This is a genomic window from Pararhodobacter sp., from assembly GCF_034676545.1.
GTDB lineage: Bacteria > Pseudomonadota > Alphaproteobacteria > Rhodobacterales > Rhodobacteraceae > Pararhodobacter.
Genome location: NZ_JAUCBZ010000015.1, coordinates 2,555,442 through 2,569,040, shown reverse-complemented (window position 1 = coordinate 2,569,040; position 13,599 = coordinate 2,555,442). Strand labels below are relative to the sequence as shown.

The following is a 13,599-nucleotide window of genomic DNA, read 5'->3' as shown; positions in this document are numbered from 1 at the left end:
CGCCCTTATTCCGCCTGCCAGCAGTGGATCGGCGCCTGGCTTGCCATCATGTCACCGTTCGAGTTCGCCGTCCAACCGGCAACGCTTTGGTCATGCGCGTCGATGAAGTCGTTGAACATCGGGCAGATCAAGCCGCCCTCGTCGCGCACGATCAGACCCACTTCACGATAGAGCGCCTTGCGACGCGCCAGATCCAGTTCGCCGCGGGCTTCGAGCAGCAAGCTGTCGAACCGGTCATTGAAGAACCGCGTATCGTTCCAGTCGGCAGTCGACAGATAGGCGGTCGAATACTGCTGATCCTGCACCGGACGGCCCGACCAGTAAGACGCGCAGAACGGCTGCACGTTCCAGGTTTGCGACCAGTAGCCATCACCGGGTTCGCGGATGACCTCGATGGTGATCCCGGCAGCGGCGGCGTTTTCGGCAAACAACTGCGCCGCATCGACAGCACCAGGGAACGCAACCTCGGAGGTGCGCAGGACGATAGGACCGCTATGGCCCGAGCGCTCGTAATGGAAACGTGCCTGATCCGGGTCGTAGACACGTTGCTCGATGGTGTCGTCAAACAGCGGATAGGCTGCGTTGACCGGCATATCGTTGCCCAACGTGCCATAGCCACGCAGGATCCGATCCAACATATCCTCGCGGTTGATGGCCAGCTTCAACGCCATGCGCACGTCGTTGTTGTCGAAGGGCGCGGTGTTGCAATGCATCGGGAAGATGTAATGCGCGCGGCCCGACGCGGTTTCGACCGTGACGTTCGGCGCCCGCGCCAGCAGACCGGCAACGCGGGGCTCGACGCGGTTGATCATGTTCACCTGGCCCGATTGCAGCGCCGAGTTGCGCGCCGTCGAGTTGTTGATCACCAGGATCTCGACCGAATCATAATGGCCGCGTGCGTCGCTCCAATAGTCGTCGAACCGCTCCATGACGTGGCGCACGCCGGGTTCGTCGGAAACCATTTTATAGGGGCCGGTAAAGATACCCGCGCCCGCATCATCCATGCCGCCGTTGGGCTGGATCACCAGGTGCCAATCGCCCATCAGATAGGGCAAGTCGGCGTTCGGGGTTTCGGTTTCCAGCACCACGGAATCGCCGTCCACGCTGATGCTGGTGATGCCGCGCATCACGCCCAATGCACCCGATTGCGAGTCTTCGTTCGAGTGCCGCCGCAGGGTCTGCGCCACGTCCTCGGGGGTCATGGTCTGGCCATTGTGGAACAGCACACCTTGGCGAATCTTGAAGCGCCAGGTTTTTGCATCGGGCGAGGCGGAGTATTCTTCGCACAATAGCGGCACGGCATCGCCATTGTGGGCGAGGAAAATCAGCGTCTCGCCGGCTGTGCCGAGGATCAGCGCCGGGACCTGCGTCATGGCCAGTGCCGGGTCAAGATTGTTGGTGCTTTCGCCGCCCAACATGCCGATCTTCAGATGACCGCCGCGACGCGGCCCTTGTGCAAGCACGGCCGAGGACAGCATCGTGTTTGCCGCCGCCGCCGTGACACCAAGCGCCGCCGCACGCCCCAGAAAGCTGCGTCGGTTCAGTTTGCCGCTTGCGGCACGGGCAAGGTAGTAGCTTAGTTGGTCGTTCATGGGTCTCTCCCTGGTGCCGCCCCCAGATCCGAGGTGCGGGATTTTGATGCCGTATTTGCATCCGTTTTTTGTTGATTGTCCCAGCAGTAACAAAGTTTGCGGGATCAAATCAATGAAACTCTCGTGGTCATAGTAACGAAAAGACCTGTTTGCGTGCAACATGCGCATTGAAATTTCTCTCGATGATTCCAGCGGCTTCGTTGCTGTCCTCGGTTTGCGCCGTCAAACGGGCGCCCGACATCAGTTTGCCTTGAGTTCCAGACTGTTTGCCCGTGACCGAAGTTTTTGCGGACCAGGCGGAAACACCGGATTCCTGCTTATTGCGCAAGTCGCATACCGCAAATCACCACGCTGAATCGACCGTAAGTCGGTCGTCGTGGTCGGAGGTTTTGGCCCGTGATGCCGCCCCGTGCAGAGCGGTCGGCACGGCGCCAAATTTCATGGCAACACCAGTGGACGTGATCGCCATTGCGGCGTGACGACTACGCGACAACCTGCCAGTGGACGGCAAACCCGGGATCGAACACCGTGACCGGCCCCGCGCCGGTTTCGATTTTCCGGGGGAAAACCACAGGCTCGTCAGAACGCTGTAACCTGAGCCGCGTGTCATTGCGCGCCAGCCCGTAGAAATCGGCACCGAAATGTCCTGTGAAGGCATCGAGCTTGTCGAGCGCCTCTGCGCGCTCGAACACCTCCGCCAGCAGCGGCATCGTGTGCGTCGCGGTGAAACACCCGGCGGCACAACACGCGCATTCCTTCTTGTCGTCACTATGTGGCGCACTATCGGTCCCCAGGAAAAACCGTGGATCGCCAGAGGTTGCGGCTTCGACCAAAGCCAGCCTGTGGACCTCACGCTTGGCAACCGGCAGACAGTAGTAATGCGGCTTGATCCCGCCGACCAGGATATGATTGCGATTGATGATCAGATGATGGGTCGTGATCGTCGCGCCAAGTCCGGTTTCATGGCTGCGGACGTATTCCACGGCATCGACGGTGGTGATGTGTTCCATGATCACGCGCAGCGCAGGCGTCGCGCGGCGAATCGGATCGAGGACGCGGTCGATAAACACGGCCTCGCGGTCGAAGATATCGACGTCGTCATCCGTGACTTCTCCGTGCACACAGAGGGGTATTCCGGCCTCGGCCAGCGCCTCGAAAACCGGTCGTGCCTTGTCGAAGTCGCGAACCCCCGAGGCCGAGTTGGTCGTCGCCCCGGCAGGATAGAGCTTTACGGCGGCGATCACGCCCGATTTGTGAGCCGCAATGACGTCGCCAGGATCCGTGGATTCCGTCAGATACAGCGTCATCAATGGCACAAAATCTGACCCCGGCAGGGCCGCGGCAATACGATCGCGATAGGCTGCCGCTTGTGCGCCGGTTACAATCGGTGGCACGAGGTTCGGCATGATGATCGCGCGTGCGAAATCGCGGGCGGATTCCGGTGCGATACCGTTCAGCATGGCACCGTCACGCAAGTGAAGATGGAAATCGTCGGGGCGGGTCAGGGTCAGGGTGCGAGTCATGCGCCTCCCATACCGCGACACCGATGGCCTGTGAAGGGCTTAGCGAAGCGGTTGTTCGTCAGCGGCCTGAGGATTGGCAACCGCCGCCTCGGCCCGCACCAACGCGCGCCGCAATTGTGGGTGGTCAACCAACGCCACCGCCGCGCGCAAGACCTGCACAAACCGTTGCGGGCGGTTTTGCGATTGGACACGCCCGGCGAGGCGGCCCAGATATTGCGCGTGCTTTCGACGTGCGCGCCACAGCCGATAGAAGGTGCCCGCATCCAGCGTATCGGCACAGGCCCCTTCGATCAATGGACGCAGGATATTGATGACCGCCAACTCCGCTTGCGGATCGCGGCCAATATGAGGTGCGCGCAGCTTGGTGATATGCGGACCTCTGAAGAATGCGACATGCACGGCATCGACCTGCTGAATCGGGTCATACACAAGGAAAACCCGCGCGCAGCCATCGGTCATGTCCGGCGCGAAGCCAAAGCGGTCGGTGAAATTGAGGCGCCGCGCCTTGAGAAAGCGGCGGTCCCATTCTGCCATTTCGGTATCGAGTGTCGCTTGCGGCGCGAGCGCGAGCACCGTGCAGCCAGGGGCCGCGACCGAAAACGCCGCTGCGCCATACCCGCCCATACCGGCACCGTAAAACACGACATGGTCGAAGTCTTCGAAAAAGGCGTCGTCAATCAACCGGTCAAAATAGCCATAGACATGATGATCGCGATACCAGGTTTCCTCATGCGCGATGATACTGAGCGATGACCAGCCCCGGGGGGCGGCAATCTGATACCCCAGCGGCATCTGCCCACCGCCCGCGCCGCGAATGCCGGAAACGGTCTCGAAGGACACCAGCAGCACTGTTCCCATATCGGAAAAGAACGCAGAATGCTGATCGCCCAACGGCTCCATATACCCGGCTTCTTCGCCGATCTCGTCCATGATGGCCAACCAATCGTCATCGGTCTCGGCCTCACTGGCGTCATAGATCTCGATTGAATCGTTGGTCATGGGCCCTCACGAACATTGGTGTGCGCCAACGCTTGAAAGTCAGCGACGCCTGATCTTATACCATTTTGGCCAACCACAAAACGGGGCGACCCGTGGCATTTTCATGTTTTTAACGTTGTTTCGGGAAACAAAACCCGTTGACTGTTCGCGGCACTGAAACAATGCGGCCTTGATGCTTGTCCACCGGCGTTAACGGTCATAGCCTTGGTGGCATGAGAGATTTCAGAAAGTTAAAGGGATAAGTATGGAGTTCAAAGACGTACCGGGCTGGTTCATGCCCATTGATCAGGCCGCGTTCACCTGGATTCTCCAGTATCAGAACCACAATGAACCCGAGGGTGCCTTGGTTGAGCTGGGCGTGTTCAAAGGCAAGAGTGCCATTCTGATGGGGAACTTCAGACGCCCGAACGAAGTGTTCACAGCCTGCGATCTGTTTGACGACATCACGACATCGGATGCGGCGGATGACGGTGAAAAACGGTTCTTCAAAACGCAATCCCTGACGCAGGCAGAATTCGAGAAAAACTATCTGTCGTTTCACGCCGAATTGCCGCGCATCGTAAAGGGTCCAACCGCGACGGTGACGCGGTTTGTGGCGCCGGACACGGCGCGTTTCGTGCATATCGACGCCGGCCATACCTATGATCTGGTGCGCGAAGACGCGGCGTCAGCCCGCGCCATGTTGCGCGAAAATGGTGTCGTGGTGTTTGATGACTATCGCAAATCCAACACGATGGGCACGGGCGCGGCGGTGTGGGAGGCGATCTTGAACGAAGGCCTCAAGCCGATCCTGAATACGGAATTCAAGCTGTATGCGACATGGGGCGACCCGGCTCCGCTGCAAGAAAACATCCGCAAACGCGCCGCCGAGTCGGGGTGGTGCAAGGTGTCGGATCCCATCATGATCCGCGATATGCCGATGCTCTTTTTGCATCGCAAAGGGTAGACTGCGCGCAGTTTCAGGTAAACCGCACCTTGCCGATATACGGTAGGTTGCGGTTTCTTTGTGCATAATCAATGCCATAGCCAACCACAAATTCATCGGGGATTTCAAACCCCGTCCAGGTCGCGCGAATATCAACCTCGCGGCGGCTGGGTTTGTCGAGCAGCACGCAGACTTCCAACCGGCGTGGCCCTCGGCTTTTCAGAATATTTTTCACATGATGCAGCGTGAACCCGGTATCGACAATATCTTCGACCACCAACACATCGCGGTTCGCAATCTCGCCGCGCAAGTCCTTGAGAATGCGGACTTCCCGACTGGTGTGCATCGAGTTTCCATAGGATGACGCCTCCATGAAATCGACTTCGACGGGGAGGTCGATTTCGCGCACCAGATCCGCGATAAAGACAAAAGAGCCGCGCAACAGGCCGACAACAATCAGCTTTTCGGTGCCTTTGAAGGCTTCGGTGATCTCTTCGGCCAACCCCTCGACCCGCGCGGCAATGCGTTTGGCCGAAATCAATTGGTCAATCTCATAGGGGGGTTGCGACATGGTGATCTGGTCTCTTGGGGTTGTGTTCTCGCACCCACTCTAGGAAAAGATGCGCAGAGTTGCCAGAGGTGCCGGATGCCCCGACACAGTGAGAATCGCGTGTTGCCCTATGCGCCACAGCAGATCTACGATCTGGTGGCCGATGTTGCGCGCTATCCTGAATTTTTGCCGTGGACGGCTGCGGCCCGGATACGCTCACGCGATCCTTTGCCGGAACGCGGCGAAGGCGCCGAGGTGATGGAGGCCGATCTGGTGATCTCGTTCAAGGTGTTCCGCGAACGCTTCGGGTCGCGCGTGGTGCTGATCCCGTCCGAGCGGCGCATCGAAACGGATTATCTGGATGGGCCGTTCAAATACCTGCACTCCTATTGGCAGGTTGAACCCGAGGGGGACCATGCGCGGGTCCAGTTCGAGGTCGATTTCGAGTTTCGCAACGTGATCTTGCAAAAGGCGATTGGCCTGTTCTTTGACGAGGCGATGCGCCGGGTAGTCAGCGCCTTCGAGAAGCGCGCCAAACAGTTGTACGGCTGAACCGCGTCTCAAACTCCAGGTGGAGAGCGCGGATTTGCAACTCAGGGCGAATGGTTCGCAGTGTTTTTGGTGGGCAAGCTGGTGACAGACCCGGCGTGGTGCCGGGCCGCAACCGAAGCTTTCCACGGAGACAAGCCATGACACACATTTTGAAAACGCTCGCAATTGTTGCCGCCTTGGCGCTACCGGGTGCCGCCCTCGCATCGTCCGATGATCGCCCGGTGGCCGAGGATGTGCGCGCCAGCATCGTCACAACCCTTGAGGCACAGGGGTATCAGGTTTTTACCATCGAATCCGAGCGCGGTGGCTACGAAGTCAAAGCGGCCCTTGACGGTCGGCTTTGGGAACTGCGCCTGAACGCGGCGTATGAGATCACCCGGACCGAACTCGAGGATTGAGCACATGGCAACCGTCAAAGTCTGGGACCCCGTCGTCAGGCTTGTGCACTGGTCCTTGGTCGTGGCGTTCACCTTGAACGCCACGATCATTGATGACGACTCATCGCTGCATGTTACCGTGGGCTATGTGGTCGTTGGGCTGGTGGCACTGCGCATTGTCTGGGGCTTTATCGGCACAAGACATGCCCGATTTTCCGACTTCCCCCCCGATCCTGCCGCTGCCCTGCAACAAGCGCGTGACATGACACTCGGGCGGCGCACGCGACATTTGGGCCACTCGCCGCTGGGCGCGTTCATGACATATAATCTTCTGATTACGCTTCTTTTACTGGGAGCTACGGGGTGGATCATGACTTTACCAGAAGCAACACTTGGTCACGATCCGGAATGGGCCGAGGATCTGCACGAGGCGCTCTTTGGCTGGGCGGTGTTCAGCGTGGTTATCCATATTGCGGCGGTGATATTTAAATCGCGGCGCACGGGCGTCAATCTGGTGCGCGCCATGGTTACCGGGAAAAAGACCCATGACGACAGCTGACCGCAACCGCGACAGCACGACCGCCAAGTCGATTCCGCCGCAGTTGCTCTGGGCCAGCGCCGTGTTAATCGCGGTGCTCACCGGATGTGCGGTGTTTTTTCTCGCGGATGTCGTGACCGATATGCGCCTTTATTGGCGGCTGGGCGAGAGCTTGCCGTTCTCTGTCCATATTTTCGCGGAACTGGTGGCCAGTCTGGCCTTGGTCGTGGCGATTGTTCTGGCGCTATGGCTGCTGATCTGGCTGCTCAGGCGTCAGGCGTTGCTGGAACACGATCTGGCGCTGGCAGGTGCGGCGGTTGACGCCGTAGTCCTTGCGCATTTTGACCTGTGGCGCTTGACCGGAGCCGAGCAGGACGTCGCGCTCTTTGTGGTCAAGGGGCAGTCAATTTCCGAAATTGCGGCGCTGCGCGGGTCATCTGAGGCAACGGTAAAATCACACTTGAACGCGATTTACCGCAAATCGGGGAGTACGGGGCGCTCGGATTTGTTGGCAATCTTGCTTGAAGCCTTGATGGGAAGCCAACGATGGGATGGTCACTCGAACGCGGCAAGGGGTGACTACGGCACCCGTTGAAGCGACCACAAAAGCATCGACAGCGCGTGTTCAACCGAGGCTTGGCGCACCGCGTCACGCCCGATGGCCCCGAATTCTACCGTCTCGACGCGGGTTGCGCGGCCGTCGCGCGCCAGACCGAAGCATACGCGGCCCTCAGGTTTGAACTCCGAGCCGCCCGGGCCGGCGATGCCGGTGACGGCGATCGACAACTGCGCGTCGGATCGGTCCAGCGCCCCTTCGGCCATTTCGCCCGCCACGTCCTCGCTGACTGCGCCCACATCGGCAAGCGTCGTCAGGCGAACGCCCAACATCTGATGTTTGGCGGCGTTGGAATAGGTCACAAATCCCCGATCCAGCACGTCGCTGGAGCCCGGAACCGCGGTCAAAGCGCCGGAAACCAGGCCGCCGGTGCAGCTTTCTGCGGTCGCGATGCGCAGGCCTTGGGCGCGCGCAAGGTCCAGGATGTCAGCGGCGTGTGTCGTCACATCAGCAACCCATGCGCGAGGCCCGCACAGAGCATCACGGCAAATCCCGCGAACAGGCCCGCCCACAGATCATCCAGCATCACGCCAGCCGGGTCGCCACGGCGGTCTGCGCGCCCCACCAGCCAGGGTTTCCAGATGTCGAAAATCCGGAAAAAGAGAAAGGCCGCGATCCAACCGGGGTAGGCGGTGACGGCCCAATCGGCCATGTCCATGCGCCAAAACGCAAAAGCCGGAAACAAGAGCGTCAGCCACTGTCCGGCAATTTCGTCGATGACGATCTCTGACGGGTCCGCGCCCGGGCGGTCGCGCAATTCCTCGGCGCAGGCCCAAAAACCAATCACCGTGGCGCCCAGGGTTGCGGCGACCAGTACCCAGAATCCCAGATAATAATCAATCGCGAGGCCCACGACCAACGCCCCCGCCGACCCCCATGTGCCCGGCGCAGGGCGCAAAAACCCAAGCCCGAATCCTGTGGCAATCCTGCGCGAAACGCTCACAGCTTCACCAATGTGGCCGTGGCGATGGCGGCGATGCCTTCCTCGCGCCCGGTAAACCCAAGCTGTTCCGACGTGGTTGCCTTCACCGAGACGCGATCCTCGCCGAGATCCATGATCTGCGCCAAGGTGGCTTGCATCGCACGCGCATGTGGCCCGATCTTGGGGCGTTCGCAGATCAAGGTGACATCCACGTTGCTCAGCGTGAAGCCCTTCTGCCGTGCCAGATTGGCCGCATGGCGCAGGAAAATATGGCTCTCGGCGCCTTTCCATTGCGGGTCGGAGGGGGGGAAATGTCGCCCGACATCGCCCTCGGCCATCGCGCCATAGATCGCATCGGTCAGCGCGTGCATGCCGACATCCGCATCCGAATGACCCAACAGCGCTTTGCTGTGCGCAAGTTTGACTCCGCAAAGCCAGACGTGGTCACCTTCGGTGAAAGCATGAACGTCAAAACCGTTCCCCAAGCGTATATCCATTGTCTGACCTTTGGTTGTCTGACGTTTCGACAGGATCTCTTCAGACCGTTTAAAATCAATCGGGTAGGTGAGCTTCAGGTTCTCTTCACTACCCGGAGTTATCCACACGACCTCACCGGCGGCACGCGCAATTTCAACATCATCCGCGGCGTCGCCGTTGAAAGCACGATGCGCTGACAGAATCGTCGAAAAGCGAAACCCTTGCGGCGTTTGGGCGCGAAACACGCCATCGCGATCTTGCGTGCCGATCACGGCACCATCCTTGGCACGCCACAGGGCATCGGTGATCGGCAATGCCGGGGCCGCCGCAGAATGCGTTTTCAGTGCCTCAAGAACGGGGTTGATCACGGTCTCGGTGACCAAGGGACGCGCAGCATCATGGATCAAGACGTGCTCGGGCGCATCGAGGGCCAGGAACTCCAGGGCGGCGCGCACGGATTGCGTCCGGGATTGGCCGCCAAACACATAGGGCAGCCCAAGATCCGCCACACGCGCTTCGTCATCGGGATGAATGACCAGCACGATTCGCGTCAATCCGGCTTGGCGAAAGGCCGCAATGGTACGGTGGATCACAACTGTGCCACCCAGCTTTTGCCACTGCTTCGCCAAGTCGCCGCCCATGCGCGTGCCACGCCCGGCGGCGACAAGGATGACGGCGATATCTTGAGCTGCGTTCATACGGAGTGAATTAGGCTATGGTGACGACTCCCGCAAGACCAACGCGTTGTTGCGCTCGCACCACAAGAATATGCAGTCTAGGCACCACGCCTCGCGGGCGCTCAATTTTTGTGCAATATGTGATTTCTTGTGCATTTCGCAGCAGTGCGGTGTATGGAGCATTCGCCGACTGTTACTGATCTGCGCGCGCGACGCTGGACAAGGCTTTATGACGACCGATAAATTCCCCATTACCCTGACGTCTCCAGTGATCTTGGCCCCCATGTCAGGCATCACCGATCTGCCGTTCCGTCAGGCTGTGGCGCGGTTTGGGGCCGGGATGGTTGTCAGCGAGATGATCTCATCCGGAGAAATGGTTACCGCACGGCCATCGCGGCGGGCCGCCAGTCGTGCGCGCGCTGAAATTGGCGACGGGGTTCCGACATCGGTGCAGATCGCCGGGCGTGAGGCCGGGTCTATGGCCGAGGCGGCCAGAATCGCCGAAGGGCAGGGCGCACCGGTGATCGACATCAACATGGGTTGCCCGGCGAAGAAGGTGGTCGGCGGGTTGTCCGGCTCTGCCTTGATGCGTGATTTGGATCTCGCCCTGACGCTCATCGACGCGGTCATCAATGCGGTTCGCGTGCCGGTCACGTTGAAAATGCGCCTGGGGTGGGATTTTGACTGCCTCAACGCCCCGCTCCTTGCGCAACGGGCTGAAGCGGCCGGGATCGCGATGTTCACGGTTCATGGACGCACGCGGTCACAGTTTTATACCGGGCAGGCAGACTGGCACGCGATCCGGAGCGTCGTCGATGCGGTATCCGTGCCGGTCATCGCGAATGGCGATATCCGAGATGCGAAAACCGCTCGTCGCGCGCTGGCGCAGTCCAACGCCGCGGGTGTGATGATCGGGCGCGGTGCGCAGGGGCGTCCTTGGGCTTTAGCCGAAATCGCGGCCGAGTTGTATGGCCTGACGCCGCCAGAAATTCCCCATGGTGCGGCGCTTGCTGATCAGGTCTGCGACCACTACGAGAGCATTTTATCGTTCTATGGCAAAGACTTGGGTGTCAGAATCGCGCGCAAACATCTGGGCTGGTATGTTGATGCCGCCGGAGGGTCGGTCGCCTTGAGATCCAGATTGATGCGCGAAAAAGACCCCGCGACCGTTCTCGCAATCTTGCCGGATGCGCTGACCAGACAAAAGGAAGCCGCATGAGCGCACAAATGTCTGGACCGCCAGCGTCCGATGCGATTTGGGCCGCACTGCCAATTCCAGCATTCGTGATCGTGCCTCGTGACGGCGATGAGATCATCGTGGAGTGCAATCCCGCCGCGGAATTGTTCATGTCCATGTCCGCCGCGCATTTGAAAAGGTCGCTTGCCTTTGAACACCTCAGGATCGACGCGCCGATGGCCAAGGCCGTGCAGCGTGCCCGGACCAATCGAGCGGCCATTTTCATCAATGACGCCGAGGTTCGGACTGGTAACCGCGCACCGGTCCTGTGCAACCTTCAGCTTGCGCCGATGCATGATACAGAGGACGGTTTGCTGCTGCTTGTTGCGCCGCGTGATGTCGCGGGTCGCCTGGGGCGCGCCCGGGCAATCAATGCCGCATCCAAATCCGCAATCGGCATGGCGGAAATGTTGGCGCATGAAATCAAGAACCCACTGGCCGGGATTTCGGGGGCGGCGCAACTGTTGGCGATGGGACTCAATCCCGACGACCGAGAGCTGACGGATTTGATCGTGGCCGAGACCCGCCGGATCGTGACGCTTCTGGATCAAGTCGAACAATTTGGCGATCAGCGCCCACCGGATCGCCGCGCCACCAATATTCACGACGTGTTGGAGCGAGCACGCCGCTTGGCCTCGGTCGGTTTTGCCGCGCATATGCGCTTCGAGGATGACTATGACCCGTCCTTGCCCAATGCCCTGGCAGATCCCGATCAGCTCTTGCAAGTCATTCTGAATCTTCTGAAAAATGCCTCTCAAGTGCAACCATCGGGCGGCAAAATCGCGATCCGGACCTATTTTGAGCGCGGCCTTCAGGTGCAGGGGCTCGATGATCGCCGTGTTTTGTTGCCGCTCCACATCGAGATCATCGACGACGGCCCCGGCGTGCCCCTTGAAATCGCTGACAACGTGTTTGAACCCTTTGTTTCCGGGCGAGAAAATGGAACCGGGCTTGGTCTTGCGCTGGTCTCGAAAATTGTCGCGGCCCATGAGGGATGGATCGACGTTGCATCCCGACCCGGACACACGGTTTTCAGGGTTTCCTTGCCGATTGCGCCAGTCAAGCCTGCAAAAGCCCGTGACAATGCCGCCACGCCAAAGGAACGACGCTGATGGATGGAACCGTATTGATTGCAGACGACGATCGCACAATTCGCACAGTCTTGACGCAAGCGTTCACGCGGGCGGGATGCCGTGTCCATGCCACGGCAAGCTTGACCATGTTGATGCGATGGGTCGAGGAAGGCAAAGGCGATCTGGTGATCACGGATGTCATGATGCCGGACGGGAATGGCATTAAAAATCTTATAAAAATCAAAAAGTTGCGCGGTGATCTTCCGGTGATTGTCATGTCGGCGCAAAACACGATAATGACAGCAATCCAAGCAACCGAGGCCGACGCTTGGGATTATTTGCCCAAGCCCTTTGATCTGCCGGACTTGTTGTCGCGCGCGGCAAAGGCCATGGCGAAACGCCCTCAATCGCCACGGCCTGCCACGGCGAAAGGCGCGGCGTCCGATATGGTGGCACCCGTCGAAGACCTGCCGCTTGTCGGGCGTACACCCGCCATGCAGGATCTGTATCGACTTGTCGCGCGGGTCATGAACTCTGCGCTGCCGGTTTTGATCATTGGTGAGTCCGGAACTGGAAAGTCGCTGATTGCCAAGGCGTTGCACGATTTTTCTGAGCGAACATCCCAGCCATTTCTGGTGAGCACGGCGCAGGACTTCTTGGGCGATCCGCTGCACTCGGGCGGTGAGTTGGTCTTGGCGCGCACGCGCGGCGGCTCTCTGATCCTTGATGGGCTCGGCGATCTTGATAGCGCGGCGCAAGCCCGCTTTGCCCGACTCGTGGATTCTGTGCCAGACGGGGGCCCAAGGATCATCGCGATTGCCGACGATACGTTGATGACCGCCTTGGCATCCGGCGCATTTCGCCAGGATTTGTATTACCGCCTTTCCGGGGTTACGCTGCATGTGCCGCCTTTGCGAGAGCGGATCGACGATATCGCATTGCTCGCCGATCACGTCTTGACGCGCGCCGCGCGCGATGGGGGTCCGCTCCGCAAGCTTTCGGCGCAAGCTGCGGAAACCGCGCGTCAATTTCCGTGGCCGGGTAATGTTCGGCAGCTTGAAAACGTCCTTCGACGATTGGTGATCACCGGGCAAGACAGTGAGATCGGCCGCGCAGAACTCGAGCAGGCGTTGGATCCGCATGCGACGATTCCGCAACGGGGCAGGGTTGCCGAAACCGGGACTCTGGCCGAGTCCGTCGCGCAGCATGTTCGGCGATATTTTGAGTTGCACGGCGCCGATTTGCCGCAGCCTGGCGTCTATCAGCGGGTCATGCGCGAGGTCGAAGCGCCGCTGATTGATATTGCGCTGGAATACACCGGAGGCAATCAGGCGCGTTGTGCTGATCTGCTGGGGATCAACCGGAATACGTTGCGCAAGAAAACAAATGAGCTGGATATTCGCGTGACACGGAGGCGCAAGTTGATGTAGTTAGGCAACAGGACGTGGCGAAATTGCCGCACCTATCCGGTTTGATTGTTTCCCTCGCGCGTGTTGTCCGTCATTGATCCATGAACATGTCCCTGAGCCCTGACCCTGCGT

The 13,599-nt window shown here is 59.8% G+C and carries 16 protein-coding genes; 8 read left to right on the top strand and 8 right to left on the bottom strand.

Annotated features, from left to right (window positions below; translation table 11 throughout):
* Nucleotides 1–5: 5 nt before the first annotated feature.
* The 4 genes from VDQ28_RS16130 to VDQ28_RS16115 form a co-directional block, all read right to left on the bottom strand.
* Nucleotides 6–1,592, bottom strand: a complete 1,587-nt coding sequence (locus tag VDQ28_RS16130; protein WP_323036897.1) for an ABC transporter substrate-binding protein — start codon at nucleotides 1,590–1,592, stop codon at nucleotides 6–8.
* 127 nt (nucleotides 1,593–1,719) lie between these two features.
* Nucleotides 1,720–1,920, bottom strand: a complete 201-nt coding sequence (locus VDQ28_RS16125; RefSeq protein WP_323036896.1) for a hypothetical protein — start codon at nucleotides 1,918–1,920, stop codon at nucleotides 1,720–1,722.
* A 154-nt stretch (nucleotides 1,921–2,074) separates the two neighbouring features.
* Entirely contained in the window at nucleotides 2,075–3,115 is a 1,041-nt protein-coding gene (pyrC, locus tag VDQ28_RS16120) for a dihydroorotase (RefSeq protein WP_323036895.1), read from the bottom strand.
* A gap of 39 nt (nucleotides 3,116–3,154) precedes the next feature.
* Nucleotides 3,155–4,114: a phosphoadenosine phosphosulfate reductase gene (locus tag VDQ28_RS16115; RefSeq protein ID WP_323036894.1), complete on the bottom strand. Its 960-nt coding sequence runs from the start codon at nucleotides 4,112–4,114 to the stop codon at nucleotides 3,155–3,157.
* A 244-nt stretch (nucleotides 4,115–4,358) separates the two neighbouring features.
* On the opposite strand from VDQ28_RS16115, the gene VDQ28_RS16110 reads away from it, so the two are divergent.
* A complete protein-coding gene (locus VDQ28_RS16110) occupies nucleotides 4,359–5,060 on the top strand; it encodes a class I SAM-dependent methyltransferase (RefSeq protein WP_323036893.1) in 702 nt (233 codons plus the stop codon).
* Nucleotides 5,061–5,073: 13 nt separating this feature from the next.
* On the opposite strand, the gene hpt is transcribed toward VDQ28_RS16110, so the two are convergent.
* Nucleotides 5,074–5,610 (bottom strand): hypoxanthine phosphoribosyltransferase, encoded by a 537-nt coding sequence (gene hpt / locus VDQ28_RS16105; protein WP_323036892.1) that lies wholly within the window; start codon nucleotides 5,608–5,610, stop codon nucleotides 5,074–5,076.
* A 75-nt stretch (nucleotides 5,611–5,685) separates the two neighbouring features.
* On the opposite strand from hpt, the gene VDQ28_RS16100 reads away from it, so the two are divergent.
* The 4 genes from VDQ28_RS16100 to VDQ28_RS16085 all read left to right on the top strand — a co-directional run bounded on the left by VDQ28_RS16100 (nucleotide 5,686) and on the right by VDQ28_RS16085 (nucleotide 7,651).
* Nucleotides 5,686–6,141, top strand: a complete 456-nt coding sequence (locus VDQ28_RS16100; RefSeq protein ID WP_323036891.1) for a type II toxin-antitoxin system RatA family toxin — start codon at nucleotides 5,686–5,688, stop codon at nucleotides 6,139–6,141.
* Between the two features lie 137 nt (nucleotides 6,142–6,278).
* On the top strand, nucleotides 6,279–6,539 hold the full coding sequence (locus tag VDQ28_RS16095) for a PepSY domain-containing protein (protein WP_323036890.1): 261 nt from the start codon (nucleotides 6,279–6,281) through the stop codon (nucleotides 6,537–6,539).
* Between the two features lie 4 nt (nucleotides 6,540–6,543).
* Entirely contained in the window at nucleotides 6,544–7,077 is a 534-nt protein-coding gene (locus tag VDQ28_RS16090; protein WP_323036889.1) for a cytochrome b/b6 domain-containing protein, read from the top strand.
* Entirely contained in the window at nucleotides 7,064–7,651 is a 588-nt protein-coding gene (locus VDQ28_RS16085) for a helix-turn-helix transcriptional regulator (protein WP_323036888.1), read from the top strand. The genes VDQ28_RS16090 and VDQ28_RS16085 overlap by 14 nt, the downstream gene beginning before the upstream one ends.
* On the opposite strand, the gene VDQ28_RS16080 is transcribed toward VDQ28_RS16085, so the two are convergent.
* From VDQ28_RS16080 to VDQ28_RS16070, 3 genes are read right to left on the bottom strand one after another with little or no spacing between them, the layout of a single operon-like run.
* The gene (locus tag VDQ28_RS16080; RefSeq protein WP_323036887.1) at nucleotides 7,636–8,118 is read right to left on the bottom strand and encodes a CinA family protein; all 483 of its coding nucleotides are present in this window, start codon (nucleotides 8,116–8,118) and stop codon (nucleotides 7,636–7,638) included. The genes VDQ28_RS16085 and VDQ28_RS16080 overlap by 16 nt on opposite strands.
* Nucleotides 8,115–8,615 (bottom strand): phosphatidylglycerophosphatase A, encoded by a 501-nt coding sequence (locus tag VDQ28_RS16075; protein WP_323036886.1) that lies wholly within the window; start codon nucleotides 8,613–8,615, stop codon nucleotides 8,115–8,117. Before VDQ28_RS16075 ends, VDQ28_RS16080 begins: the two co-directional genes overlap by 4 nt.
* Nucleotides 8,612–9,769, bottom strand: coding sequence for a bifunctional 2-C-methyl-D-erythritol 4-phosphate cytidylyltransferase/2-C-methyl-D-erythritol 2,4-cyclodiphosphate synthase (locus VDQ28_RS16070; protein ID WP_323036885.1), 1,158 nt, complete (start codon nucleotides 9,767–9,769; stop codon nucleotides 8,612–8,614). Before VDQ28_RS16070 ends, VDQ28_RS16075 begins: the two co-directional genes overlap by 4 nt.
* Nucleotides 9,770–9,977: 208 nt before the next feature.
* On the opposite strand from VDQ28_RS16070, the gene dusB reads away from it, so the two are divergent.
* From dusB to VDQ28_RS16055, 3 genes are read left to right on the top strand one after another with little or no spacing between them, the layout of a single operon-like run.
* Nucleotides 9,978–10,967, top strand: coding sequence for a tRNA dihydrouridine synthase DusB (gene dusB, locus VDQ28_RS16065; RefSeq protein ID WP_323036884.1), 990 nt, complete (start codon nucleotides 9,978–9,980; stop codon nucleotides 10,965–10,967).
* An 8-nt stretch (nucleotides 10,968–10,975) separates the two neighbouring features.
* Nucleotides 10,976–12,097, top strand: a complete 1,122-nt coding sequence (locus VDQ28_RS16060; RefSeq protein WP_323036883.1) for a two-component system sensor histidine kinase NtrB — start codon at nucleotides 10,976–10,978, stop codon at nucleotides 12,095–12,097.
* Entirely contained in the window at nucleotides 12,097–13,488 is a 1,392-nt protein-coding gene (locus tag VDQ28_RS16055; protein ID WP_323036882.1) for a response regulator, read from the top strand. Before VDQ28_RS16060 ends, VDQ28_RS16055 begins: the two co-directional genes overlap by 1 nt.
* The last annotated feature ends 111 nt before the right edge of the window (nucleotides 13,489–13,599 follow it).